The 23,857-nt window shown below is 65.5% G+C and carries 17 protein-coding genes and 1 pseudogene; 11 read left to right on the forward strand and 7 right to left on the reverse strand.

Going from position 1 to position 23,857, the window contains the following annotated elements; genetic code table 11:
• Nucleotides 1–73: 73 nt before the first annotated feature.
• On the forward strand, nucleotides 74–1,177 hold the full coding sequence (locus AC05QJ_RS05925) for an NADH:flavin oxidoreductase (protein ID WP_476746038.1): 1,104 nt from the start codon (nucleotides 74–76) through the stop codon (nucleotides 1,175–1,177).
• On the opposite strand, the gene AC05QJ_RS05930 is transcribed toward AC05QJ_RS05925, so the two are convergent.
• Nucleotides 1,146–2,363, reverse strand: a complete 1,218-nt coding sequence (locus AC05QJ_RS05930) for a glycosyltransferase family 4 protein (protein ID WP_476746039.1) — start codon at nucleotides 2,361–2,363, stop codon at nucleotides 1,146–1,148. The genes AC05QJ_RS05925 and AC05QJ_RS05930 overlap by 32 nt on opposite strands.
• Before the next feature lie 268 nt (nucleotides 2,364–2,631).
• Here AC05QJ_RS05930 and AC05QJ_RS05935 point away from each other — a divergent pair.
• Both AC05QJ_RS05935 and AC05QJ_RS05940 read left to right on the forward strand, forming a co-directional pair.
• Nucleotides 2,632–3,318: pseudogene (locus tag AC05QJ_RS05935) on the forward strand (PAS domain-containing protein); the annotation flags it as partial.
• A 129-nt stretch (nucleotides 3,319–3,447) separates the two neighbouring features.
• Complete coding sequence (locus AC05QJ_RS05940) at nucleotides 3,448–3,855, forward strand: methyl-accepting chemotaxis protein (protein WP_476747876.1); 408 nt, start codon at nucleotides 3,448–3,450, stop codon at nucleotides 3,853–3,855.
• A 48-nt stretch (nucleotides 3,856–3,903) separates the two neighbouring features.
• Here the strand turns inward: AC05QJ_RS05940 and cysZ are convergent, their stop codons facing one another.
• The gene (gene cysZ / locus AC05QJ_RS05945; RefSeq protein WP_476746040.1) at nucleotides 3,904–4,632 is read right to left on the reverse strand and encodes a sulfate transporter CysZ; all 729 of its coding nucleotides are present in this window, start codon (nucleotides 4,630–4,632) and stop codon (nucleotides 3,904–3,906) included.
• 437 nt (nucleotides 4,633–5,069) lie between these two features.
• On the opposite strand from cysZ, the gene trxB reads away from it, so the two are divergent.
• Entirely contained in the window at nucleotides 5,070–6,032 is a 963-nt protein-coding gene (trxB, locus tag AC05QJ_RS05950) for a thioredoxin-disulfide reductase (RefSeq protein ID WP_476746041.1), read from the forward strand.
• A 54-nt stretch (nucleotides 6,033–6,086) separates the two neighbouring features.
• On the opposite strand, the gene AC05QJ_RS05955 is transcribed toward trxB, so the two are convergent.
• Both AC05QJ_RS05955 and nadC read right to left on the reverse strand, forming a co-directional pair.
• Complete coding sequence (locus tag AC05QJ_RS05955; protein ID WP_476746042.1) at nucleotides 6,087–7,481, reverse strand: amino acid permease; 1,395 nt, start codon at nucleotides 7,479–7,481, stop codon at nucleotides 6,087–6,089.
• Nucleotides 7,482–7,910: 429 nt separating this feature from the next.
• On the reverse strand, nucleotides 7,911–8,759 hold the full coding sequence (gene nadC / locus AC05QJ_RS05960) for a carboxylating nicotinate-nucleotide diphosphorylase (protein WP_476746043.1): 849 nt from the start codon (nucleotides 8,757–8,759) through the stop codon (nucleotides 7,911–7,913).
• A gap of 251 nt (nucleotides 8,760–9,010) precedes the next feature.
• Between nadC and AC05QJ_RS05965 the strand changes: the two genes are divergently transcribed.
• The 4 genes from AC05QJ_RS05965 to AC05QJ_RS05980 all read left to right on the forward strand — a co-directional run bounded on the left by AC05QJ_RS05965 (nucleotide 9,011) and on the right by AC05QJ_RS05980 (nucleotide 14,905).
• Nucleotides 9,011–11,206, forward strand: a complete 2,196-nt coding sequence (locus AC05QJ_RS05965) for a DUF1631 domain-containing protein (protein WP_476746044.1) — start codon at nucleotides 9,011–9,013, stop codon at nucleotides 11,204–11,206.
• Between the two features lie 81 nt (nucleotides 11,207–11,287).
• Entirely contained in the window at nucleotides 11,288–11,848 is a 561-nt protein-coding gene (gene ampD / locus AC05QJ_RS05970; protein ID WP_476746045.1) for a 1,6-anhydro-N-acetylmuramyl-L-alanine amidase AmpD, read from the forward strand.
• 2 nt (nucleotides 11,849–11,850) lie between these two features.
• The gene (gene ampE, locus AC05QJ_RS05975) at nucleotides 11,851–12,684 is read left to right on the forward strand and encodes a regulatory signaling modulator protein AmpE (protein WP_476746046.1); all 834 of its coding nucleotides are present in this window, start codon (nucleotides 11,851–11,853) and stop codon (nucleotides 12,682–12,684) included.
• A 1,516-nt stretch (nucleotides 12,685–14,200) separates the two neighbouring features.
• Entirely contained in the window at nucleotides 14,201–14,905 is a 705-nt protein-coding gene (locus AC05QJ_RS05980; protein WP_476747877.1) for a methyl-accepting chemotaxis protein, read from the forward strand.
• Here AC05QJ_RS05980 and AC05QJ_RS05985 read toward each other — a convergent pair.
• Both AC05QJ_RS05985 and cra read right to left on the reverse strand, forming a co-directional pair.
• Nucleotides 14,902–15,690, reverse strand: coding sequence for a TatD family hydrolase (locus tag AC05QJ_RS05985; protein WP_476746047.1), 789 nt, complete (start codon nucleotides 15,688–15,690; stop codon nucleotides 14,902–14,904). The genes AC05QJ_RS05980 and AC05QJ_RS05985 overlap by 4 nt on opposite strands.
• 1 nt (nucleotide 15,691) lies before the next feature.
• Complete coding sequence (gene cra / locus AC05QJ_RS05990; RefSeq protein ID WP_476746048.1) at nucleotides 15,692–16,687, reverse strand: catabolite repressor/activator; 996 nt, start codon at nucleotides 16,685–16,687, stop codon at nucleotides 15,692–15,694.
• A gap of 288 nt (nucleotides 16,688–16,975) precedes the next feature.
• On the opposite strand from cra, the gene ptsP reads away from it, so the two are divergent.
• From ptsP to AC05QJ_RS06005, 3 genes are read left to right on the forward strand one after another with little or no spacing between them, the layout of a single operon-like run.
• Nucleotides 16,976–19,834: a phosphoenolpyruvate--protein phosphotransferase gene (gene ptsP / locus AC05QJ_RS05995; protein WP_476746049.1), complete on the forward strand. Its 2,859-nt coding sequence runs from the start codon at nucleotides 16,976–16,978 to the stop codon at nucleotides 19,832–19,834.
• Nucleotides 19,834–20,790 carry a 1-phosphofructokinase gene (pfkB, locus tag AC05QJ_RS06000; protein WP_476746050.1) on the forward strand — a complete coding sequence of 319 codons (957 nt, stop codon included), beginning with the start codon at nucleotides 19,834–19,836 and terminating at the stop codon, nucleotides 20,788–20,790. The genes ptsP and pfkB overlap by 1 nt, the downstream gene beginning before the upstream one ends.
• Complete coding sequence (locus tag AC05QJ_RS06005; protein WP_476746051.1) at nucleotides 20,787–22,520, forward strand: fructose-specific PTS transporter subunit EIIC; 1,734 nt, start codon at nucleotides 20,787–20,789, stop codon at nucleotides 22,518–22,520. The genes pfkB and AC05QJ_RS06005 overlap by 4 nt, the downstream gene beginning before the upstream one ends.
• Nucleotides 22,521–22,651: 131 nt before the next feature.
• On the opposite strand, the gene AC05QJ_RS06010 is transcribed toward AC05QJ_RS06005, so the two are convergent.
• Nucleotides 22,652–23,848 (reverse strand): aminotransferase class V-fold PLP-dependent enzyme, encoded by a 1,197-nt coding sequence (locus tag AC05QJ_RS06010; protein ID WP_476746052.1) that lies wholly within the window; start codon nucleotides 23,846–23,848, stop codon nucleotides 22,652–22,654.
• Nucleotides 23,849–23,857: the final 9 nt, after the last annotated feature.

Genomic DNA, 23,857 nt, shown 5'->3' on the forward strand with positions numbered 1-23,857 from the left:
AATCAATAGTACTGGGCCCTCCCCAAGCCCCACCCTATCCTCAAGCGCTCTTGCCAACCCCCCGGAGCGCCACATGTCCGCCAATGCACTCTTCACTCCCTTCCAGCTGGGCGCCCTTGAGCTGCCGACCCGCGTGGTCATGGCGCCGATGACCCGCACCTTCTGCCCCGGTGGCGTACCCCATGCCAAGGTGGTGGATTACTACCGCCATCGCGCCGCTGCCGGCGTCGGCCTGATCATCACCGAGGGCACCACCGTCGGTCACAAGGCCGCCAACGGCTACCCCAACGTGCCGCGTTTCTATGGCGAGGACGCTCTGGCCGGCTGGAAGAACGTGGTCGATGCCGTGCACGCCGAGGGTGGGCGCATCGTGCCGCAGCTCTGGCATGTGGGCAGCGTGCGCCGCCTCGGCACCGAGCCGGACGCCAGCGTGCCGGGCCATGGCCCGAGCGGAAAGCTCAAGGACGGTGAAGTGGTGGTTCACGAAATGACCCGCGACGACATCCAGGAGGTTATCGCCGCCTTCGCCCAGGCGGCCCGCGACGCCCAGGCCATCGGCATGGACGGTGTGGAGATCCACGGCGCCCACGGCTACCTGATCGACCAGTTCTTCTGGGACGCCAGCAACCGTCGCGACGACGAATACGGTGGTGATCTGGCCGGCCGCTCGCGTTTCGCCATCGAATTGATCCAGGCCGTGCGCGCTGCCGTGGGGCCGGACTTCCCGATCATTTTCCGCTTCTCCCAGTGGAAGCAGCAGGACTACAGCGCCCGCCTGGTCACCACGCCAGAGGCACTGGGCGCTTTCCTCAAGCCGCTGTCCGACGCGGGTGTGGATATCTTCCACTGCTCGACCCGACGCTTCTGGGAACCGGAGTTCGACGGCTCGCCGCTCAACCTCGCCGGCTGGACCCGTCAGCTCACCGGCAAGCCGACCATCACCGTCGGCAGCGTCGGCCTGGACGGCGAGTTCCTGCAGTTCATGGTCGATACCGACAAGGTGGCGCAGCCGGCCAGCCTGGAAAACCTGCTGCAACGCCTCAACGACCAGGAGTTCGACCTGGTGGCCGTGGGCCGCGCATTGCTGGTGGACCCGCAGTGGGCGGCAAAAGTGCGCGATGGCCGCGAGGAAGAGATTCTGCCGTTCAGCCGTGAGGCGCTGACGAGCCTGGTTTGACCAGCAATGCCTGTGCGCTGCGCGCCGAATGGTCGGGGTGCAGCGGCTCGCAGGCGCCGCGCAGGTGCGCCTCGAATTGCTCGATGATTGCCTGCCAGCCCTGGCGGCTGGCGTGCTGGCGGGCATTGAGGCGCACCCGGCGCAGGGTTTCGCGGTCTTCCAGCAGCCAGCAGGCGGCGTCGATGAAGCCCTCTGCGTCGCCGGGCATGGCCAGCGCGCCGTTATGGCCATGGCGAATGTGCTGCGCGGCGCCCGCTTCGTCGTAGGCGACCACGCCCAGGCCTGAGGCCAGCGCCTCCAGTACCACGTTGCCGAAGGTCTCGGTCAGGCTCGGGAACAGGAAGATATCGCCACAGGCGTAATGATCGGCCAGTGCTTCGCCGCGCTGCGGACCGCAGAACACGGCATCCGGCAATTGCTCTTGCAAGGCGGCCCACTGCGGGCCGTCGCCGACGATCACCAGGCGCATGCGCCGTTGTGGATATTTTTCCTGCAACACCTTGAGGCTGCGCCCCAGCATGCCCAGGTTCTTTTCCGCCGCCAGGCGACCCACATACAGCAGGGCGATATCGTCGTTGCCCAGCCCCCATTGCTCGCGCAGGGCGGCATTGCGTCGTGCCGGATTGAACAGGCAACTGTCGACGCCGCGGGAGAGCAGGGCCAGGCGTTCGAAACCGCGCCGCTCCAGGGCCTGGCACTGGCTCGGGCTGGGTACCAGGGTGCTGTGGGTGCGGTGATGGAACCAGCGCAGGTAATGGGTCAGTGCCCGGGCCAGCAGGCCAAGGCCGTACTGGCTGGAGTACTGCTGGAAGTTGGTGTGGAAACCGCTGACCACGACAATGCCCAGGCGCCGTGCCGCTCGCAGCGCGCTCAGCCCCAGCGGACCCTCGGTGGCGATGTACAGCACATCCGGCCGGTCGCGCCGCCAGCGCCGCAGCAACTTGTGCATCGACACCTGGCCCCACTGCAGCCCCGGATAGCCGGGCAGCGGCCAGCCGCGGCAGAGCAACTGGTCGGCGTCGGTCTGCCCGGGCGCATCATCGCGCTGTCGCGGCCGGACCAGTTCGACGCGATGGCCGCGCTGGCGCAGGCCCTCGCTGAGGCGACCGAGGGTATTGGCCACGCCGTTGATTTCCGGCGGGAAGGTTTCACTGACGAGGGTGATGTGCAGCGGGAGTGTGGTCATGAACGCCAGTGTCCGGCGGCGCAATTGCGTGCCGATGACACTCCTGTGACGGCTGCGTGACGCCCGATCATTGGCGTTTCAAGCGCTTGAAATATTCCTGTTTTATGGCTCAAGAATGCAGCCCTGTCAGCCGATGCATTGTCATTCCGAATGACGATAGCGCTCCGGGAGAGCGGTGATGTTCAACAGCAAATTGAAGAAAGAAGTCGCTGACTTACGCGAACAACTGATGTCCGTCGAACAGGTCAAGAGCAGTCTCGACAGCGAAATGCTGGTGTTGCAGCTGGACCCCACCGGGCGTATCGAATCGGTCAACAGCAATTTCGAAAAGGAAATGCTCTACAACAGCTCGCAACTGTTGGGTCGCCGCCTCGAAGAGATCGTCCCCGAACACGTCAAGGCCCTGGATTTCTATCAGCGCATGCGCTCGGCACTGAGCCGCGGCGAACACCTCAACGGTGCCTTCCGCCTGCTGCGCGGCAATGGCGAGGAAGCCTGGCTGCGCTCTATCCTGCAGCCGGTGAAGAACAGCGAAGGGCGCATCCAGTACTTCACCCTGCACTCCAGCGACCTGACCCGCACCATCGAAACCTCCCGCGAGCACGAGAGCCTGATCAAGGCGCTGATGCGCTCCACGGCCGTCATCGAGTTCAACCTCAATGGCGAAGTGCTGACCGCCAACGACCGCTTCCTGCGCACCATGGGCTACACCCTGGATCAGGTGCGTGGCAAACACCACCGTATGTTCTGCGAGCCGGAAGAGTACAACTCCGCCGAGTACCAGGCGTTCTGGGACAAGCTGCGTCGCGGTGAATTCATCGCCGAGCGCTTCAAGCGCCTCGACGCCCATGGCCGCACTGTCTGGCTGGAAGCCTCGTACAACCCGATCATCGATGCCCATGACGTGCTCTACAAGATCGTCAAGTTCGCCACCGTCATCACCGATCAGGTCAACCAGGAAAACGCCGTTGCCCAGGCGGCCGATATCGCCTACAGCAACTCCATCGCCACCGACGAAAGCGCCCGTCGGGCCACCGAAGTGGTGACCCAGACCGTGGAAGTGATGCGCGGCCTGGAAACCTACATGCAGGATGCCGCCAGCGGCATCGAGGCGCTGGACAAGCAGTCGCAGATCATCGGTTCGATCATCAAGACCATCAGCGACATCGCCGGGCAGACCAACCTGCTGGCGCTCAACGCCGCCATCGAAGCGGCGCGGGCCGGCGAGCAGGGCCGCGGTTTTGCCGTGGTTGCCGACGAGGTCCGCCAGTTGGCTTCGCGTACCAGCAGCGCCACCGAAGAAATCGCCCGGGTGGTGCAGCAGAACGAGCAACTGGCCAAGGCGGCGGTGGACATCATCGACAGCAGCAAGCGCCAGGCCGAACAGGGCCTCGCCCTGGCCGGGCAGACCGGTACGGTGATCGTCGAGATCCAGGACGGCGCGCAGAAGGTGGTGAACGCGGTAGGGCAGTTCTCCAACCAGCTCAGGTAAGGGCTGGAAAACAATGGCCGGTGCGCAAGGCACCGGCCAGCAGAGGGATCAGTTGCGCTCCCGTACCCAGAACAGCGTGGCACCCGCCACCGCTGCCGGCATCATCAGGATGTTGACGAACGGCACCATCAGCGCCAGGTAAGTGATCCCGCCAAAGCCCAGCGACTGCCAGCGCTTGCTGCGCAGCCAGGCGAGCATGTCCTGCCAGCTCATCTTGTTGTTGTCCGCCGGGTAGTCGATGTACTGGATCGCCATCATCCAGATACCGAACAGCAACCACAGTGGCGCGGCGACGATATTCACCACCGGGATCAGCGAGAGGATGAACAGGCCGATGGCCCGCGGCAGGAAGTAGCCGAGCTTGCGCATTTCGCGGCCGAAGGTGCGCGGCACCATGGCCACCAGCTCACCCCAACTGAACGGCGGGAACTCGTCCTTGCCGCGCACCACCACTTCGACTTTTTCGGCGAGAAAACCGTTGAACGGCGCGGCGATGATGTTGGCCAGCAAGGTGAAGGTGAAGAACACCATCAGCACCACCAGCACCACGAACAGCGGCCACAGCACGTAGCTGAGAAAGCTCAGCCAGCTTGGCAGGGTCGGCATCAGGGCATCGACCCAGAGGCTGAACTGATGCCCGGCGAAATAGATCAGACCGACGAACAGCAGCAGGTTGATCGCCAGGGGCAGCAGCACGAACAGCCGCAACCCGGGGCTCAGGACCAGTTTCAGGCCCTCGCGCAGGTACTGTGGGCCGGAAAGGACAGGGGCTTGCATATAAGGCTCCGAGCGATGGAAAACGCGCCGACCTTACCGAGTTTGCCGACGCGACGAAAGCCGCACGGCGGCGGCGCAAAGGACTGTAACAAATACGCCAGGCCGCGCCTGATAGGGAAAGCGCTGCAGGGCTTGGGGCTATATAGAGACAGTCTATAAGGTGGATTGTTTAAGGGTATTTCCTTAATCTTTGCCCCCTCGCTACAGTGCCCACATTCTTTTTCAACGCCTTCGAATCCCGTGTTTGCAAGGAGTTCCCGTGAGCACTGCAGCCATCCGGCGCACCACGCCACAGGCTTTCAAGGCTCTGCTGTAGCGGTTTTCAGGACCTGCTGCAACGGGCCTTCCCCAAGGCCTGGCAGGTCCTTTTTTATTTCCGCCGATAGTCCCGGCGATATGGAGCTGGCATACCAGCGCCAGCCCGACAGGAGCGTTTCATGTCCGAAGTTCGTCACTCCCGCGTCATCATCCTCGGTTCCGGCCCTGCCGGTTACAGCGCCGCCGTCTACGCCGCGCGTGCCAACCTCAAGCCGCTGCTGATCACTGGCATGCAGGCCGGCGGCCAGCTGACCACCACGACCGAAGTCGACAACTGGCCGGGCGATCCCCACGGTCTGACCGGCCCGGCCCTGATGCAGCGCATGCAGGAACACGCCGAGCGTTTCGAGACCGAGATCGTCTTCGACCACATCAATGAAGTCGCGCTGCAGCAGAAGCCGTTCACCCTCAAGGGCGACAACGGCACCTATACCTGCGACGCGCTGATCATCGCCACGGGCGCCAGCGCTCGCTACCTGGGCCTGCCGTCGGAAGAAGCCTTCATGGGCAAGGGCGTTTCCGCCTGCGCGACCTGCGACGGCTTCTTCTACCGCAACAAGCCGGTGGCGGTGGTCGGTGGCGGCAACACTGCCGTTGAAGAAGCGCTGTACCTGGCCAACATCGCCAGCAAGGTGACCCTGATCCACCGTCGCGAAACCTTCCGCGCCGAGAAGATCCTGATCGACAAGCTGCACGCCCGGGTTGCCGAAGGCAAGATCGAGCTCAAGCTCAACGCTACCCTGGACGAAGTGCTGGGCGACAACATGGGTGTCACCGGTGCGCGCCTGAAGAACAACGACGGCAGCTTCGACGAGATCAAGGTCGACGGCGTGTTCATCGCCATCGGTCATACCCCGAACACCTCGCTGTTCGAAGGCCAGCTGGAGCTGAAGGACGGCTACATGGTCGTGGCCGGTGGCCGTGAAGGCAACGCCACTGCAACCAACATCGAAGGCGTGTTCGCCGCGGGCGACGTGGCCGACCACGTCTACCGCCAGGCGATCACCTCGGCCGGCGCCGGCTGCATGGCTGCACTGGATGTTGAGCGTTACCTCGACGGTCTGCAGAACGCTTCGTTCTGATGACGCACCGCGAAGGGCCCTGACGGCCCTTCGCGGTTTCCTTCCCGGGTGTCGTCAGTACACTCGTTCAAGTCCTGCCACGGACACCTTGCTGCGCTTGCGGCAGACCACGATTCCCACCAGCGAAACCCCCATTGCCAGCACCAGCGTACTGGTGGCTTCGGCGCGATGGTCCGGGGTGAACAACAGCACCGCCAGCGCCGCCGAGATGAACAGGATCACCGCATAGGTGAGCCACGGGAACAGCCACATCTTCAGCACCAGTTCATCGCCGTGCCTGCGGCGCATGCGAAGCTGCGAAATGGCGATCGCCAGATACACCAGCAGGGCGATGGCACCCGAACTGGACAGCAGGAAGTCGAACAGGCTGGCCGGCGCGAAGTGATTGAGCGCGGCGATGAAGGCGCCGACGAACGCAGTGATCAGCACGGCGGTACGCGGCACGCCGTTGCCTGATGTACGGGCGGCGGCAGCAGGGGCGTCGCCACGGCGGGCCAGGGAAAACAGCATGCGCGAGGCGATGTAGATCGACGAGTTCATGCAACTGGTCACCGCTACCAGCACTACCAGATCGACGATCAGCTTGGCATGGGGCACCTGCAGCAGCTCCAGCGCGCGCTGGTAGGAACCGACGGTGGCCAGTTGCGGGTCGCTCCACGGCACCACAGAGATCACCACCATGATCGACAGCAGGTAGAACACGCCGATGCGCCAGATTACCGAGCGGGTGGCTTTGGCGATGTTGCGCGACGGCTCGCCGGATTCGGCGGCGGCGATGGTCACCGATTCGGTGCCGATGAAGCTGAACATGATGGTGATAAAGGCGCCCACCACCGCTGACAGGCCGTTGGGTGCGAAACCGCCGTGCTCCTGCATCAGGTTGATCAGGCCGGCGCCTTCGTGGGCCGGCAGCCAGCCGCTCAGTGCCATGGCACCGAAGCCGATGAACAGGATGATCGCGGTGACCTTGAGCAGGGCGAACCAGAATTCGAACTCGCCGTACTTGGCCACGCCGAACAGGTTGGTGATGCTCAGCAGCACCACCGAGGCCAGGGCGTAGATCCAGGTATCCACCACCGGGAACCACTGGTTGAGGATGTAGCCGGCGGCCAATGCCTCGATCGGCACCACCAGCACCCAGAACCACCAGTACAGCCAGCCGATGGTGAAACCGGCCCAGGGTGCGATGGCTTTTTCGGCGTAGGTGGAGAAGGAACCGGTGTCGGGGTTGGCCACGGCCATTTCACCGAGCATCCGCATCACCAGCACCACCAGGGTGCCAGCGGCGAGATAGGCGAGGATCACCGCGGGGCCGGCAGCGGCGATGGCATGGCCGGAGCCGACGAAAAGCCCGGCACCGATGATGCCGGCGATGGACAGCATGGTGACGTGGCGAGGTTTGAAACCGTTGGACAGCTGTCCGCCGCTGGAGTCGTTCAGGCTCGACATACTCTGCTCGTGTTGGAAGGGATTATGGGAGGCAGAGACGAAAGCGACGCCGCGAAGCGTTTGAAGGTCAATCTGGCCGCTTCAAGGGACGTGCCTCTACGCGTGTTCTCATGTGCACCGGCTCAGGCGTGCCGGCGGAAGTACCTTAACTTGAGCGGTTACGAGGGGATTGACCCGTTTGCGTCCCGGGGCTGTCGGATTGCGACATGGGAATCTGCACAATGCTCGGCCAGACACACATCCAGGTGGGAGCGGCTTCAGCCGCGAATGGCCGCGCAGCGGCCACAAAAACGGTATTTCCGGTATTCCAGAAACATCGCGGATTCGGGCTCTACGACGGCTGCGCCGCCGATCGCGGCTAAAGCCGCTCCTACTGGATCCCGACGTGATCTGCCTTAGATACCCAGGCCCATCGAAGGCAACGAAGCTTCAGAGGCTGAGACGCATCGACAGATCCACCGCCTTCACATCCTTGGTCATCGCGCCAATGGAGATGTAGTCCACGCCGGTCTCGGCAATCACCCGCAGGGTGCTTTCATTCACACCGCCGCTGGCTTCGAGCCTGGCGCGGCCGGCGTTGAGGCGTACGGCTTCGCGCATTTCATCCAGGCTCAGTTCGTCGAGCATGACGATATCGGCGCCGGCCGCGAGCGCCTGTTGCAACTCATCCAGGCTTTCCACTTCCACTTCCACCGGCTTGCCCGGTGCGATCCGGTGCGCGGCGCTGATCGCCTGGGCGATGCCACCGCTGGCGGCAATGTGGTTTTCCTTGATCAGGAAGGCATCGAACAGGCCGATGCGGTGGTTGTGGCAGCCACCGCAGGTGACAGCGTATTTCTGTGCCAGGCGCAGGCCGGGCAGGGTCTTGCGGGTGTCGAGCAGTTTGACCTGGGTATCGGCGACTTTGTCGGCCAGGAAACGTGCACGGGTGGCCACACCCGAGAGCATCTGCAGGAAGTTCAGCGCACTGCGCTCGCCGGTCAGCAGCGAGCGGGCCGGACCTTCGAGGTGGAACAGCGCCTGGTTGGCGACGGCGCGGTCGCCGTCCTGGACTTGCCAGTGCACCGCTACCCGCGGGTCGAGCTGGCGAAAGACCGCATCCACCCATGCCGTGCCCGCAATGATGCAATCTTCGCGGGTAATGATGGTGGCCTTGGCCAGCCGTTCGGCAGGAATCAACTGGGCGGTGATGTCGCCGCCGCCGACGTCTTCCAGCAACGCGCGGCGCACGTTGGCTTCGATTTCGGCAGTCAGATCGGCGAGGCGTAGGTTCGGCATGACGGGCTCCACAAGCTAAGTGGCCGGGATTATAGGGCAGGGCGGGGCGCGCGTGCAGCAAACGGCGACGGAGGCTCGGTTCAGCGCCTTTGGTCGGGCCGCTTGAGCGTTTTGCGCCGTGACGCGGTCTACATACGGCTGAATTCGCGCCCTTCGCTCTCTGGCGGGCCGGGGAACTTTTCCCGATAATGCGCGCCTATTATTTGGCGTCATGACATTGACGATCATTCACCCCCTGCAAGGAGACCGGGATGCACAAAGACGGCAAGGTGCTGCCCTTTCGCAGCGTCGCCAGCCAGGCGTCGCACACGCCCCTCGCTCGTCTGCCCGTCGCCCTCCTGCCGGTGCGTGACAAGGCCGCGCTGCAGTTGCGCAATGCCTTGCATCGCCTGTTCGACAACGCCGACGACACGCTCTTCGAAATGGCCGACAAGGCCACCAGCAGCAAGCAGCAGAACCTGTTCTTCGAAGCCATGCGTGACCTGCGGCACAAGCGCAAGAGCATCGAGCGCGGCTTTCTCGACAGCTATTACGCGGCGTTCATGGAAGTCGGTCATGGCGACCCCACGGCGGCGCTACCCTCCCGCGATGCGGTGCACGATGCACTGGGCCTGGTCGTCAGCGACGAACTGGAGCGCACCGTGGCCGTGGACGCCATGGTCGCCCGGGTGCTGGCCCGCGACGGTTTTGCCCTCGGCCAGCTGACCTTGCGGCTGAACAGCCTGATCGAGCAGCCGCTGAACGACCGCAGCAATCCGTTGGGCCCGACGCTGCTGTGCGAATACTTCCTCCGCGCCGGGCGCAGCCTCGGGGTGGGAATCAAGGTCAAGCTGATCCTGCTCAAACTGTTCGAGCGCTACGTGCTGCGCGAAGCCGATCAGTTGTACGGCGAAGCCAACCAGTTGCTGATCGCCACGGGCGTCTTGCCCGATCTCAAGCCGTTGCCGCGCCGCCGCGCCGAGGATGGCCGGGTGCTGGAAAACCGCTCGCCGGCCAATGAGACACCCGCAAGCCCCGGCGATGTCGAACTCGATGCCAATACCCAGGCGGTGTTCGCTTCTCTGCAGAACCTGCTTTCTTCCGAGCGCGGCCGCCTCGCGCCGCGCCTGGGCGCCGGTGTTGCGCCCCGGCCGCTGGGCACCCGCGACCTGCTGAGGCTGCTCACACACTTGCAGCAATACGTTCCCGCCGAACTGGAAATGGAAGACTTCGACCTTCGTCGCCACCTTGAGCAACTGCTCACCCGGCTCAGCATGCAGCGCGGTCATGGGCGCCTGATCGAAGCGGGTGACGAAGATGTGATCAACCTCATTGCCATGCTCTTCGACTTCATCCACACCGACCGCAACCTTCCGCACTCGCTGCGGGTGCTGATCGGCCGGATGCAGATCCCGATGCTCAAGGTCGCCCTGCAGGACAAACGCTTCTTCAGCCGTGCCACCCATCCGGCGCGGCGTCTGCTCAACGAAGTCGCCACCGTCGCCATGGGCTGGAACCAGCGTGACGACTATCAGCGTGACAGCCTCTACCAGCGTGTGGACATGCTGGTGCAGCAGTTGCTGGACGACTTCAGCGATGACCCGGCGATCTTCGCCGGATTGCTCAACGACTTTCTGGCCTTCAATAACGACGAGCGCCGCCGCAGCGAGCTGCTGGAGCAGCGTACCCGCGATGCCGAGGAGGGCCGCGCCCGTACCGAGCAGGCCCGGCGCCGGGTGCAGCAGGAACTCAACCTGCGGGTGCAGGGCAAGCACCTGCCGCGGGCGGTGGTGCAGATGCTCGAGGATGCCTGGAGCCAGGTGCTGTTGCTGGCCTGGCTCAAGCACGGCGAGGATTCGGCGTCGTGGCGCGAAGCGCTGCAGACCATGGACGCGCTGCTGTGGAGCGTCGGTCCGCTGGATCAGCCCGATGACCGCGCGCGCCTGCTGGAGCGGGTGCCAGGCTTGCTCAAGGCGCTGCGCGACGGGCTGGGTGCCGCCGCCTTCGATCCGTTCGCGACCAGTGACTTCTTCTCCTGCCTGGAAAGCCTGCATGTAAATGCGTTCGATCCGGGGGGTGGAACGGTCGAGATCGCCGAGGCCTGCGAGCGCGTGTTCGTGAGGGACGAAATCGTCTTGCGCGGCCCGGAGGAGTGGGCGCTGGGCGACAGCGACACGCCACTGGCCGAGGATGATCCGGCGTTGCAGCGCGTCAGGCAGTTGCAGCCAGGCACCTGGATCGAACTGGACGACGGCGGCGCACCGCTGCGCTGCAAGCTGATCGCCCTGGCCGATGACCGCGACCGCCATGTGTTCGTCAACCGCGACGGCATGAAGGTCCGCGAGTGGACGGCCATGGGCCTTGCGGTGGCGTTGCAGCGGGGCGAAGTGACCCTGCTCGACGACAGCCTGCTGTTCGACCGCGCACTGGACGCGGTGGTCAACCAGTTGCGCCGCAACCGCCACTGAGTTCCAGCAGGTTTTTTAACGATACAGAGGGCACCCCGGCGGGGCATACTGCTGCGGTGCCCTCGTGTTTCAGGACTTTCTATGCAGTTGGATCGCACTACAGGCTGGTTCGCCGGTGTCACCCATTGCCCTTCCCCCAATTTCAATGCGCGCCCCGACGGCGAAGTGATCGCTCTGCTGGTGATCCACAACATCAGCCTGCCGCCAGCACAATTCGCCACCGGCAAGGTCCAGGCGTTCTTCCAGAACCGCCTCGATCCGGGCGAGCATCCGTTTTTCGACACCATCAAGGACCTGCGCGTCTCGGCGCATTTTCTGATCGAGCGCGACGGTCATGTCACCCAGTTCGTTTCCTGCCTGGACCGCGCCTGGCATGCCGGCGTGTCGCGCTTCGGCGCGCGCGAGGGGTGCAACGACTTTTCCATCGGCATCGAACTGGAAGGCACCGACGAGCTGCCGTTCACCGATGCCCAGTACCAGGCACTGGAGTGCCTGACCCGGCAACTGCGCGCGGCCTGGCCGGCCCTTGATGGCGACGGTATCCAGGGCCACAGCGATATCGCGCCCGGACGCAAGACCGACCCGGGGCCGGCATTCGATTGGGCGCGCTACCGTGCGGCCCTGCGGGAAAAGGAGGACTGACAATGAGCTTTCTGGTGTTGCTGCTGGTGTTGTGGGTGGAAAAGTTTTCCGCTCTGCGCGGTCGCCTGCAACGTGACGGTTTTTTCCTGGCTGAGCTTGCGCGTCTGGAACGCTCCGGCAAGACCCATCCGTGGTGGACGTTGGCAATCCTGGTGCTGGCGCCGGTGGCGTTGCTGGCCTTGCTGCTGCATGTGCTGGACCCGGTCGCCTACGGCCTGCTGGCCTTGCCGGTGCACCTGTTGGTGCTGATCTACAGCCTGGGCCGCGGTGATGTGAAGGCGTCCCTCGGGCCGTTTCGCGACGCCTGGCGGCGGGGCGACGAGCAGGCTGCGGTGCATGTGGCCGAGCGCGACCTGAAGGTCGTCGCCGAAGACGAGCAAAGCCTGCTGCACAAGGTCCAGGGCCACCTGCTGTGGGATGCTTTGCAAAGCTTCTTCGCGGTGATCTTCTGGTATGTGCTGCTCGGGCCGGCTGCGGCGCTGGCGTACCGCTTGCTGGCGCTGACCGCCGAGCATGCGCGCAACCCGGCATTGCAGGAACGCGCCCGGCAACTGCGGCATGCCTTTGACTGGGCACCGGTGCGAATACTGGCGGCAAGCTTCGCGCTGGTGGGCAATTTCGTCGCGGTCAGCCGGGTGGTGTTGCCCGAGCTGCTCAACTGGCATATCACCGCGCCGCGCCTGGTCAGCATCGTCGGCCATGCGGCCGCAGAATTGCCGGCCACCGCGCCGGCGGGTGCCGAAGGCTTGGCAGGACTGGATCACCTGTGGGAACTGCTGCTGCGTTCTGCAGTGCTCTGGTATGCCTTCTTCGCCTTGTGGACGGTGCTGGGCTGACGACCTGAAGCGGTCTGAACCCCTTGCGGGAGTTGGAACGCCAGCTCCCGCGGGGCGAAATATGACCGGCAAGTCGCTTTACCTTAAGTTACAAACCTCCTGATCGATATGCGTTATACAGGTGCAGAAGCTCGGTAAATGGCTATCTGCCATTGCACCTGACAACAATAAGAATCGAAGGAGACGCCCAGTGAAGAGCCTGCTCCGTCCGTCCATCGCGCTGATGAACCGCCTGAGCTTCGGGATGAAGTTCAGTTTGATCAGCGTCATGTTCTTTTTGCCCATGCTCGTGACCAACTTCTATCTGGTCAGCGACTCCTACGCCAAATTCCACGCAACCCGCGTCGAGCTGCAAAGCCTCGATTTGCTGCGCGGCAGCCTGGCCCTGCGCAATGACCTGGAAACCCTCGGCAACCTGGTGCAGATCAACGCCGTGCTCGGTCAGTCGGGCAAGGCCGAAGACGTCGAGGCGCGCATCGCCACGCTGGGTCAGCAGGCGCTGAGCCAGTTGGGCAAGCTGCAGCCGGTGACCGGCGATGAGGCCCAGGCCAAGGTGTTCATCGACAAGCGCGATGAGCTGGCCACTGCCCTGCAGGCCGCCCAGGGCGAAACCTCGCTGCAAGCCCAGGTCGCGCTGTTCGACAAGCTGCAGACCCAGGCCCAGACGCTGCCTCGGCTGGTCGCCAGCCAGGCCGGCCTGAGCCAGGACAGCGACAGCGCCATGCGTCAGCTGAGCGAACTGGTGACAACCGTGACCTCCCAGGTGACCCAGACCCTCGGCGAGGGCCGTGCCATGGGCTCGTACTCGCTGGGCCAGGGGTTCATCAACTCCACCGCCAGCACCCGCTTCGAAGACCTGTTGCAGCAACTGGACAAGCTCTCCGCCGACTATGGCCTCAAGCTCCAGGATGCGCTTGCCAGCGACCCGCAGGCGCAGGCGCGGCTGGGCACCCTGGCGAGCGCCAGCCAGGCCTCGCTGAAACAGGCCAGCACGTTGTTCGAGGACAAGGTGGTCGTGGCCGAGACCCTCGATACGCCGTGGACTGCCTTCTACCAGCAGACCAGCGACCTGATGGCCCTGACCTGGCAGCTCAACGACGGCACCGTGGCCTTTCTCGACGAACAGCTGCAGGCCCGCCTGGGCGAATACCGCAGCCACATGATCCTGCTGGTGGCGGCGCTGGCCACGGTGTTCCTGCTGATTGTCTACCTCTACAGTGGTTTCTATGCCTCGACGCGCAACACCCTCAGTAACCTCGGCGCGGTGATGGACCGTGTGGCTGCCGGAGACATGACCGTCAGCTTCCATGCCCAGAGCCGCGACGAACTGGGCGAGCTGGGCCAGGTGTTCAACGGCACCGTACAGCGCATTCACGACCTGATCGAGCGGGTAGGCCAGACGGTCGTCGAAGTGGAGCGCCAGGCCGAGCAGGTGCATGAAGTGTCGTCCCGCAGCAACCAGGCGGTGAGCGGCCAGCGCGGGCAGATCGAACAGGTCGCCACGGCGATGAACCAGATGTCCGCCACCGCCCAGGAAGTGGCGCGCAGTGCTGCCGCCGCGGTCAGCAGCGCCCACAGCGTCAACCAGGAGACGGTGACCGGACGCGGGCTGGTCGAGTCGCAACAGGGCAGCATTGCCGGGCTGGCGGCGGAGATCGACCAGTCGGTGGCGGTGATCAACCAGTTGGTCAGCGACAGCCAGGCCATCAGCCGGGTCCTGGAAGTGATCAAGAGCATTGCCGAGCAGACCAACCTGCTGGCGCTCAATGCTGCCATCGAAGCGGCGCGGGCCGGCGAACAGGGTCGGGGCTTCGCGGTGGTCGCGGACGAAGTGCGCACCCTGGCCAAGCGCACCCAGCAGTCCACCGGCGAGATCGACGAAATGATCTCGCGCCTTCAGAGTGGCGTCGGCGCGGCGGTGCGGGCGATGGACAGCAGCCACCAGATGGCGGCGGGCACGGTCAGTCAGTCGCAGCAGGTGCAGCAGGCGCTGGAAAACATCCTCGGCGCGATCGGCATGATCGTCGACCAGAATCAGCAGATTGCTGCGGCGGTGGAGCAGCAGACGGCGGTGGCCCACGACATCGACCAGAACATCGTGCAGATCAACCGCGCCGCCGAACACACCACCCAGGGCGCACACCAGACCGAGGATGCCAGCCGGCAACTGAGCGCGCAGGTGATGGAGCTGAAGCAGTTGATCGGGGCGTTCAGGGTTTAGGCAGGCGTGTTCCAGCCAAACATCTCACAGGCATTGCGGGTGCTGGCCTCGGCCAGCACCTCCACCTCGATCCCCATGATTCCCGCCAGCGCCCGTGCAATCTGCGGCAGATGCACCGGGCTGTTGCGGATCCCCGGAAACATCGCCGGCGCCATGTCCGGCGCATCGGTTTCCAGTACCACGCTGTCCAGCGGCAACCGTGGCAGCACTTTGTGCAATCTTAGTGCCTGCGGCCAGGTTGCAGCACCGCCGAGCCCGAGGCGGAACCCCAGCCGGATGTACTCCCGCGCTTCTTCATAGCTGCCAGCGAAGGCATGGACGATCCCGCCCCGTGGCAGCTTGAAGCGCTTGAGGGTGGCGATCACTGCCGCGTGGCTGCGGCGCACATGCAGCAGCGCCGGCAGGTCGAGGTCCACGGCCAGTTGCAGTTGCGCCTCGAACAGCGTCTGCTGGCGTTCGCGGTCCAGTTCCGCCAGGTAGTAATCCAGCCCGAATTCGCCCACGGCGCAGAGTTGCGGATCCCCGCGCAGCCGGCCAAGCCAGTCGCCCAGCGCTACGAGGTGTTCGGGCCGGTGTTCGTCGAGGTACACCGGATGCAGACCGAACGCCGCATGCAGCGCCGGCTCGGCCTTGACCAGATCCCACACCCGCTGCCAGTTGGCCTCATGCACCCCCAGCACCACCATCCGCTCGACCCCGCCTTCGGCCGCGGCCGCCAGCAGTTCGCGGCGGTCGGCGTCGAAGTCGGGGAAGTCGAGGTGGGTGTGGGTGTCGATCAGGCGCATGTCAGCCCTTGAAGATCCGCTGTTTGAAGGTCCGCGCCACGGCATGCACCCCTGGCTGGTACTGCTTTTGTTCCACGGCGGCGAGGGCAAGTTCCAGCGCGGTCTCGGCGATCAGGCCGTGCTGCTGGGCCATGGCGTTGACCGGCAGCGGCAGGAAGTCGAGCAACTGGGTGTCGCCGAAGGTGCCCAGGTGCAAGGCGCGGGAATCGGCGGGGCGGGTCGAAAGCACGTCGAACACCCCTTGCAGCAGGACGTAGGAGGTGGTCACCAGGGCGTCTGGCAGGCGGCCGAGATCAGCCAGCACCTGGTTCATCAACTGACGGCCACACTCGCGGCTGAACGCATCGCCCTGGTATTGGCTGACCTTGCCGCTGAACGCGTGCAGGGCCTGGTCGAAGCCGCTGGCCCGCGCCTGGCTGACGCTGAGTTCAGGCCGCGCACCGATCAGGGCGATATTGCCGGGCGACAGCTCCAGCAGGCTGCGGGTCAGTTGCAGGCTGGCCGGCTGGTCGTCGCTGACCACCGAGCAGAACGCCTTCGGGTCCATGCTGCGGTCGATGGCGATGACCGGCAGGCCCTTGTCCTGCAGTTCACGGTAGCTGTCGTCTTCCGGCGGCAGGCAACTGGCGACGAACAGCGCGTCGCAACGCCGGGCGCGGAACAGTTGCTGCAACTGCCGTTCGCTGTCGGGCTGGTCGTCGCTGCTGGCGATCAGCAATTGGTAGCCACGGGCGCGGGCGCCTTGCTCCAGTTGCTTGGCGATGCGTGCGTAGCTGGGGTTTTCCAGATCGGGAAGAATGAAGCCGAGGGTCTTGGTGTGGCGGCTGCGCAGACCGGCCGCCTGCGGGTTGGGGGTGAAGCCGTGGGCCTCGACCACTGCGCGGACACGCTCGACGGTCGCATTGCTGATGCGTTGCTGTTCGGCCTTGCCATTGATGACGTAGCTGGCGGTGGTCACGGAGACACCGGCCAGACGGGCTATATCGCTGAGTTTCACCGTATTTTCCTTGTTATATGCCGGGACGGACGGCTTGGCTGACCCGGCATTGTCGCCGATCCCGGGCTGTTGGCGCAGGCGACCATTGTCGCAATTGTCCGACACCAAAGGGCTTCTTTGTTCGCAGGTTATCGAGTAACGTGCTCGCAATCTTGAGATTAAACGTTTCAGCAGGCGATTTTGCTGCCGCACCAAGCGCTTGCCAAGGGATCAGATGCTGACTGGCCCTATGCTTGTACCTTCACAACAATACCTCGACGCCGCAGTGGCGTCGCAAAGGAGACGGTGATGTTAGAGCTCGATCCCCTGCAAATCTCCGTGGGCCAGGTGGCTGTGGACAAGTCCGCGGCCCTGTCGCTACTGGCCGCGCGGCTAGTCGCTGATGGTCTGGTCGCCGAGGGCTACCTCGCCGGTTTGCAGGCGCGCGAGGCACAGGGGTCGACCTTCCTCGGCCAGGGTATCGCCATTCCCCATGGCACCCCGCAGACCCGTGACCTGGTGCATGCCACCGGCGTGCGTCTGATGCAATTTCCTGCCGGCGTCGATTGGGGCGACGGCCAGCGCGTCTACCTGGCGATCGCCATCGCCGCCCGTTCCGACGAACACCTGCAACTGCTGCAGCAACTCACCCGTGCCTTGGGCGATGCCGACATGGCGCAGGCCCTGAGCCGCGCCGACAGCGCCGAAGCCGTGATGCAGCTGTTGCAGGGCGCGCCACGGGAATTATTGCTGGACGAGCGAACCGTCGGCCTCGGCCAGCCTGCCGATGACTTCGACGACCTGCTGTGGCAGGGCGTGCGCCTGCTACGCCGCGCCGACTGCGTGGACAGCGGTTTTGCCGCCCGCCTGCAGCAGATCGAGCCGCTGTCCCTGGGCGATGGCCTGTGGCTGCTGCACAGCGACGCGGCGGTGCGCCAGCCGGGGCTGGCCTTCGTCACCCCGCAACAGCCGCTGCGCCATCACGGACAACCGGTCAACGGCCTGTTCTGCCTGGCCAGCCAGGGCGATGCACAGCAGGTATGGCTGGACCGCTTGTGTACCCTGCTGATCGAAGGTCGTGGCCAGGACCTGTTGCGTGCCGGCGACGTGCGCACGGTGTTGTCGATCCTCGGCGGCGACGTCCCGGCCGACTGGCCCAGCGCCCGCATCGCATTGGCCAATCCCCATGGCCTGCATGCCCGCCCGGCGAAGATCCTGGCGCAACTGGCCAAGGAATATGCCGGCGAAGTGCGGGTGCGGGTGGTCGACGGTGCTGCCGCCGCGGTATCGGTGAAGAGCCTGAGCAAGCTGCTCAGCCTCGGCGCGCGGCGTGGGCAGGTGCTGGAGTTCAGCGTTGAGCCGGGCATCGTCGATGCGCTGCCGGCGATCCTCGCCGCGGTGGAAAGTGGCCTGGGCGAGGAGGTCGAGGCGTTGCCGAGCGTCGCGCCGGTGGCGGCCCAGGATGCCCGGCCCGCAGTGACCCCCACCCGACCGGAAAACGGTGTCACGCTGCAGGGCGTGGCGGCGGCTCCCGGCATTGCCAGCGGGCCGGCCCATGTGCAACTGCTGCACAGCTTCGACTACCCGCTGCGCGGCGAGTCGCCGGCGGTGGAGCGGCAACGCCTGCAACAGGCGCTGGAGCGGGTGCGCGACGAGATCGAAGCCTTGATCCAGCGCAGCCGGGCCAGCGCCATTCGCGATATTTTCGTCACCCATCAGGAAATGCTCGCCGACCCGGGCCTGGCCGACGAAGTGGAACTGCGCCTGCGCCAGGGCGAAAGCGCCCCGGCCGCCTGGCAGACCGTGATCGACGCCGCTGCCCGGCAACAGGAAGCCTTGCAGGACACCCTGCTGGCCGAGCGTGCCGCAGACCTGCGCGACGTCGGTCGCCGGGTGCTGGCGCACCTGTGCGGCGTGGTCGAGACGCCGGAGCCCGAACTGCCCTATGTGCTGGTGATGGGCGAGGTCGGTCCGTCGGACGTGGCGCGGCTCGATCCGGCACGGGTTGCCGGCATCCTCACCGCCCGCGGAGGCGCCACTGCCCACAGCGCGATCGTCGCGCGGGCGCTGGGCATTCCATCGGTGGTCGGCGCCGGTGACAGCGTGCTGCTGATCGAGCCGGGGACGTCGTTGCTGCTGGACGGCCAGCGCGGGCGGGTCACCGTGGCCCCGACCACCGCGCAACTGGACAAGGCCCTGGCCGAGCGCGACCAGCGCGAACAACGCCTGCGCGCCGCCCAGGCCCGGCGCCTCGAGCCGGCCGTCACCACTGACGGTCACGCGGTGGAGGTGTTCGCCAACATCGGCGAAAGCGCCGGCATCGAAAAAGTGGTGGAGCAGGGCGCCGAAGGTGTCGGCCTGCTGCGCACCGAGCTGATTTTCATGGCCCATCCGCAACTGCCGGACGAGGCCACCCAGGAAGCCGAATACCGGCGCGTGCTCGACGGTCTGGGCGGGCGGCCGCTGGTGGTGCGGACCCTTGATGTCGGTGGCGACAAGCCGTTGCCCTACTGGCCCATCGACAAGGAAGAGAACCCCTTCCTCGGCGTACGCGGCATCCGCCTGACGCTGCAGCGTCCGCAGGTGATGGAAAGCCAGTTGCGCGCTCTGCTGCGCGCCGCCGACGATCGTCCGCTGCGGATCATGTTCCCGATGGTCGGCCAGGTGGAAGAGTGGCGCGAAGCCCGGCGCATGGTCGAGCGCCTGCGCCAGGAGACTCCGGTGGCCGACCTGCAGGTCGGCATCATGATCGAAGTCCCATCGGCGGCCTTGCTGGCGCCGGTATTGGCGGCGGAGGTGGACTTCTTCAGCGTCGGCACCAACGACCTGACCCAGTACACCCTGGCCATCGACCGTGGTCACCCGAGCCTGTCGGCCCAGGCCGACGGCCTGCACCCGGCGGTGCTGAACCTGATCGACATGACCGTGCGCGCGGCCCATGCCCACGGCAAATGGGTGGGCGTGTGCGGCGAACTGGCCGCCGATGCCCAGGCAGTGCCGCTGCTGATCGGGCTGGACGTGGATGAATTGAGCGTGGCGGCGCGCAGCATTGCCGAAGTGAAGGCACAGGTGCGCGCCCTGAGTATTGAACAGGCCCGGACACTGGCGCGCCAAGCGCTGGTGCTGGGCAGTGCCGGCGAAGTGCGGGCACTGGTGGAGATGCAGTAATGGCGAAGATTCTGACCCTGACCCTGAACCCGGCGCTGGACGTGACCGTGAGCCTTGACGCCCTGCGCATCGGCGCGGTCAACCGTGCCTCGGCGCAGCACAGCCACGCTGCAGGCAAAGGCTTGAACGTGGCCCAGGTGCTGGCCGATCTCGGCCATTCGCTGACGGTCAGCGGCTTTCTGGGTGTGGATAACCTTGGCCCGTTCGAAGGGCTGATGCAGCGGCGCGGCTTTGTCGACGGCTTTATCCGCGTGCCGGGTGAAACCCGCAGCAACATCAAGCTGGTGGAGAGCGGCGGGCAGGTCACCGACCTCAACGGACCGGGGCCGGTGGTGGACGAAGCGGCACGCCAGGCGCTGCTCGACCGCCTCGACCAGCTTGCCCCCGGCCACGACGCTGTGGTGGTGGCCGGCAGTCTGCCCCGTGGCGTCAGCCCCGAATGGCTGCAGGCGCTGGTGACGCGGTTGAAGGGCATGGGCCTGAAGGTCGCGTTCGACAGCAGCGGCGCCGCCCTGGAGGCCGGTCTGCGGGCAGTGCCCTGGCTGGTCAAGCCCAATACCGACGAACTCGGCGAGGTCGTGGGCAGGCCGCTGCACGGTTTTGCCGAACAGCGCGAGGCGGCCCAGGCTCTGCTCGACCGGGGCATCGAGCATGTGGTGGTGTCCCAGGGTGAGCAGGGCGTCAACTGGTTCAGCCGGGACGCAGTACTGAGCGCACTGCCGCCACAGGTCACCGTGGCCAGCACGGTGGGCGCCGGCGATTCGCTGCTGGCCGGCATGGTTCACGGTTTGCTCGCGGGCGAACCGGCGCCGCAGACGCTACGCCGCGCCACCGCCATCGCTGCCCAGGCGGTGAGCCAGATCGGTTTTGGCATCAACGACCGCGCGCAACTGGCGCGCTTCGAAACGCAGGTCCGCATTCAGACCCCCAGCGCAGAACAAGAGGGTGAACCATGAAACTCGCGATCATCACCGCCTGCCCCAACGGGCAGGTGTCGAGCGTCCTCAGCGCTCGCCTGCTGGACGCCGCCGCCCAACGCCTGGGTTGGAGCACCAGCGTCGAAATCCATGACCCGGCGCGACCGGAGCGGCAACTGTCACCGGCGGCCATCGCCGATGCCGACTGGGTATTGGTGGTCAGCAGCGGCCCGCTGGACCTGGCGCGCTTTGTCGGCAAGCGCCTGTTCCTCAGCACGCCGGCCAAGGCGCTGCAGGATGTGGATAACTTTTTGCGTCACGCGCAACAAAACGCGGCGGTCCATGTCGAGAGTGACAAGCCAGCCGCAGCGGCGCCTGCCACCCCCGGCAAGATCGTTGCCGTCACCGCCTGCCCGACCGGTGTGGCGCACACCTTCATGGCCGCCGAGGCGTTGCAGCAGGCTGCGCAACAGATGGGCCTGCAACTGAGCGTGGAAACCCAGGGCTCGGTAGGGGCGCGCACTCCGCTGAGCGCTGCCGCCATCGCCGAGGCTGACGTGGTGCTGTTGGCCGCCGATATCGATGTGCCCACCGATCGCTTCGCCGGCAAGCGCATCTTCCGCTGTGGTACGGGCGTGGCGTTGAAGCAGGCCAGGGCCACGCTGACCAAGGCCCTGGCCGAAGCCCGCGAGGAAAGCGCCGCGAGCGCACCGACCGCTAGCGCGAAGAAGGAAAAGACCGGGGTCTACAAACACCTGCTCACCGGCGTGTCGTTCATGTTGCCGATGGTGGTGGCCGGCGGGTTGCTGATCGCCCTGTCGTTCGTGTTCGGTATTAAGGCGTTCGAGGAGCCGGGCACCTTGCCGGCGGCGCTGATGCAGATCGGCGACGGGGCGGCGTTCAAACTGATGGTGCCGTTGCTGGCGGGCTACATCGCCTACTCCATCGCCGACCGCCCGGGCCTGGCGCCGGGGATGATTGGCGGGCTGCTGGCCAGCACGCTGGGTGCGGGCTTCATTGGCGGCATCATCGCCGGCTTTCTCGCCGGCTACAGCGCAAAGGCCATCAGCCGCTGGGTGACGTTGCCGGCCAGTCTCGATGCACTCAAGCCGATCCTGCTGATCCCATTGTTCGCCAGCCTGTTCACCGGGTTGGTGATGATCTACGTGGTGGGGCAGCCGGTGGCCGGCCTGCTTGCCGGGCTCACCCACTTCCTCGACAGCATGGGCACCACCAACGCCATCCTGCTGGGCATCGTGCTCGGCTCGATGATGTGCGTGGACCTTGGCGGCCCGGTGAACAAGGCGGCCTATGCGTTCTCGGTGGGGCTGCTGGCGTCGCAGAGCTACGCGCCGATGGCGGCAACCATGGCGGCGGGCATGGTGCCGCCGATCGGCCTGGGCATCGCCACCTTCCTCGCCCGGCGCAAGTTCGCCCAGAGCGAGCGCGAGGCGGGCAAGGCGGCGCTGGTACTGGGGCTGTGCTTCATCTCCGAGGGCGCGATTCCGTTTGCCGCGAAAGACCCGCTGCGGGTGATCCCGGCCAGCATCGCCGGTGGTGCACTGACCGGTGCGCTGTCGATGTACTTCGGCTGCAAGCTCATGGCGCCCCATGGCGGCTTGTTCGTGATGCTGATTCCGAATGCGATCAACCATGCGCTGCTGTACCTGCTGGCGATCGTCGCGGGGAGCCTGTTGACGGCGGCGGTGTATGCGCTGGTGAAGCGGGGCGAAGGTGTGGAATTGGCGGTGGAGCCCGTCAAGGGGTAAGGCTGGAGGGCCTCATCGCTGGCAAGGCCAGCTCCCACAAGGTTCTGGGCCAACCGCACCATCAAGGCCAGGCTCACAATTTGTGGGAGCTGGCCTTGCCAGCGATGAGGCCGGCACAAGCACCGTTTTTCTCAGGCCAACCGCTGCAGCGCTTCCACCAGCATCCCCACCTCTGCCGGCGTTGTGGTGAACCCCGGTGTCACCCGAATGCACGGCCCGCACGCCGAGCCCTCGCGGGCCACGGTGAACAGGTTGAATTCCTTAAGCAACCGTTCGGCCATCGCCACCTGATCCGCATGCCGGGTGAAGCGGAATGAGGTGATGCCGCAGTACAAGCGCGGGTCGTCCGGGGTCAGCACCTCGATGCCGGCGATTTCCCGTGCCGGCGCCACCCACAGGTCCCGCAGATAGTTCAGCCGTGCACCTTTCGCTGCCGCGCCGCCCATGGCGCGATGTTCCTCGAATACCGTCGGCAACGTCATCCACGCCGGAATGTTCGGCGTGCCATAGGGCGCACGGGAGCGGATGTCGTGCTGGGGATAACGCAACTCGCCCATGTCCGGGTCGATGGCGGCGATCTTGTCCGGCGCCACGTAGATGACCCCGAGGCTCAGCGGTGCGCCGATCCATTTCTGCAGGTTGAAGCCGGCCAGGTCGATGCCCAGCCGCTTCAGGTCGAAGTCGATCTGGCCCAGGGCATGGGCGCCGTCGAGGATCACTTCCACGCCGAATTCGCGGGCACAGGCGGCGATGGCTTCCACTGGCATCACCAGCCCGGTGCGGTGGGTAACCCAGGTCAGCGGCATCAGGCGAATTCGTGGATGGCGCTCAAAGGCGTCGCGGTAGCTCTGCAGCAGGTTCTCGAAGGTGGCGGGATGCGGGTGGCTGATCTCGATCAGTTCCAGCCCCCGTTGTGTGGCCAGCCAGCGCATGGCGTTCTGCACGCTGTCGTATTCCAGGTCGCTGACCAGCAACTGGTCGCCCGGCTGCAGGCGGTTGTAGTTGCGGATCAGCGATTGCAGCGCACCCGACGCGCTCTGGGCGATAGCAACGCTGGTGTCCGGCACGCCCAGCAATCCGGCCACCGCGTTGCGGATCTGCACGCTGCCGATCTGCTCGAAGTGCTGGCGCACCGGCAGCGAGTTGCAGCGGTTGATGACGTCGATGTGCTGTTGATAGGTTTGCGCGACGGTGCGTGTCATGCGCCCGAAGTAACCGTATTCCAGGTTCACCGGGCCGGGCTCGACGTCGTACCTGGCGGCGACCCGCTGCCAGTAGCCCTCATCGCGGGCCAGGAGGGAGGACTCGGACGAAGGCAACTGATTCATGGGCGTTCT

This window comes from Pseudomonas sp. TUM25319 (genome assembly GCF_056388475.1).

Excerpts from the sequence above, each read along its gene's own strand:
- AC05QJ_RS05925 (WP_476746038.1), top strand. The coding sequence starts at position 74 with ATGTCCGCCAATGCACTCTTCACTCCCTTCCAGCTGGGCGCCCTTGAG.
- AC05QJ_RS05930 (WP_476746039.1), bottom strand. The coding sequence starts at position 2,363 with ATGACCACACTCCCGCTGCACATCACCCTCGTCAGTGAAACCTTCCCG.
- AC05QJ_RS05940 (WP_476747876.1), top strand. The coding sequence starts at position 3,448 with ATGCAGGATGCCGCCAGCGGCATCGAGGCGCTGGACAAGCAGTCGCAG.
- cysZ (WP_476746040.1), bottom strand. The coding sequence starts at position 4,632 with ATGCAAGCCCCTGTCCTTTCCGGCCCACAGTACCTGCGCGAGGGCCTG.
- trxB (WP_476746041.1), top strand. The coding sequence starts at position 5,070 with ATGTCCGAAGTTCGTCACTCCCGCGTCATCATCCTCGGTTCCGGCCCT.
- AC05QJ_RS05955 (WP_476746042.1), bottom strand. The coding sequence starts at position 7,481 with ATGTCGAGCCTGAACGACTCCAGCGGCGGACAGCTGTCCAACGGTTTC.
- nadC (WP_476746043.1), bottom strand. The coding sequence starts at position 8,759 with ATGCCGAACCTACGCCTCGCCGATCTGACTGCCGAAATCGAAGCCAAC.
- AC05QJ_RS05965 (WP_476746044.1), top strand. The coding sequence starts at position 9,011 with ATGCACAAAGACGGCAAGGTGCTGCCCTTTCGCAGCGTCGCCAGCCAG.
- ampD (WP_476746045.1), top strand. The coding sequence starts at position 11,288 with ATGCAGTTGGATCGCACTACAGGCTGGTTCGCCGGTGTCACCCATTGC.
- ampE (WP_476746046.1), top strand. The coding sequence starts at position 11,851 with ATGAGCTTTCTGGTGTTGCTGCTGGTGTTGTGGGTGGAAAAGTTTTCC.
- AC05QJ_RS05980 (WP_476747877.1), top strand. The coding sequence starts at position 14,201 with ATGTCCGCCACCGCCCAGGAAGTGGCGCGCAGTGCTGCCGCCGCGGTC.
- AC05QJ_RS05985 (WP_476746047.1), bottom strand. The coding sequence starts at position 15,690 with ATGCGCCTGATCGACACCCACACCCACCTCGACTTCCCCGACTTCGAC.
- ptsP (WP_476746049.1), top strand. The coding sequence starts at position 16,976 with ATGTTAGAGCTCGATCCCCTGCAAATCTCCGTGGGCCAGGTGGCTGTG.
- pfkB (WP_476746050.1), top strand. The coding sequence starts at position 19,834 with ATGGCGAAGATTCTGACCCTGACCCTGAACCCGGCGCTGGACGTGACC.
- AC05QJ_RS06005 (WP_476746051.1), top strand. The coding sequence starts at position 20,787 with ATGAAACTCGCGATCATCACCGCCTGCCCCAACGGGCAGGTGTCGAGC.
- AC05QJ_RS06010 (WP_476746052.1), bottom strand. The coding sequence starts at position 23,848 with ATGAATCAGTTGCCTTCGTCCGAGTCCTCCCTCCTGGCCCGCGATGAG.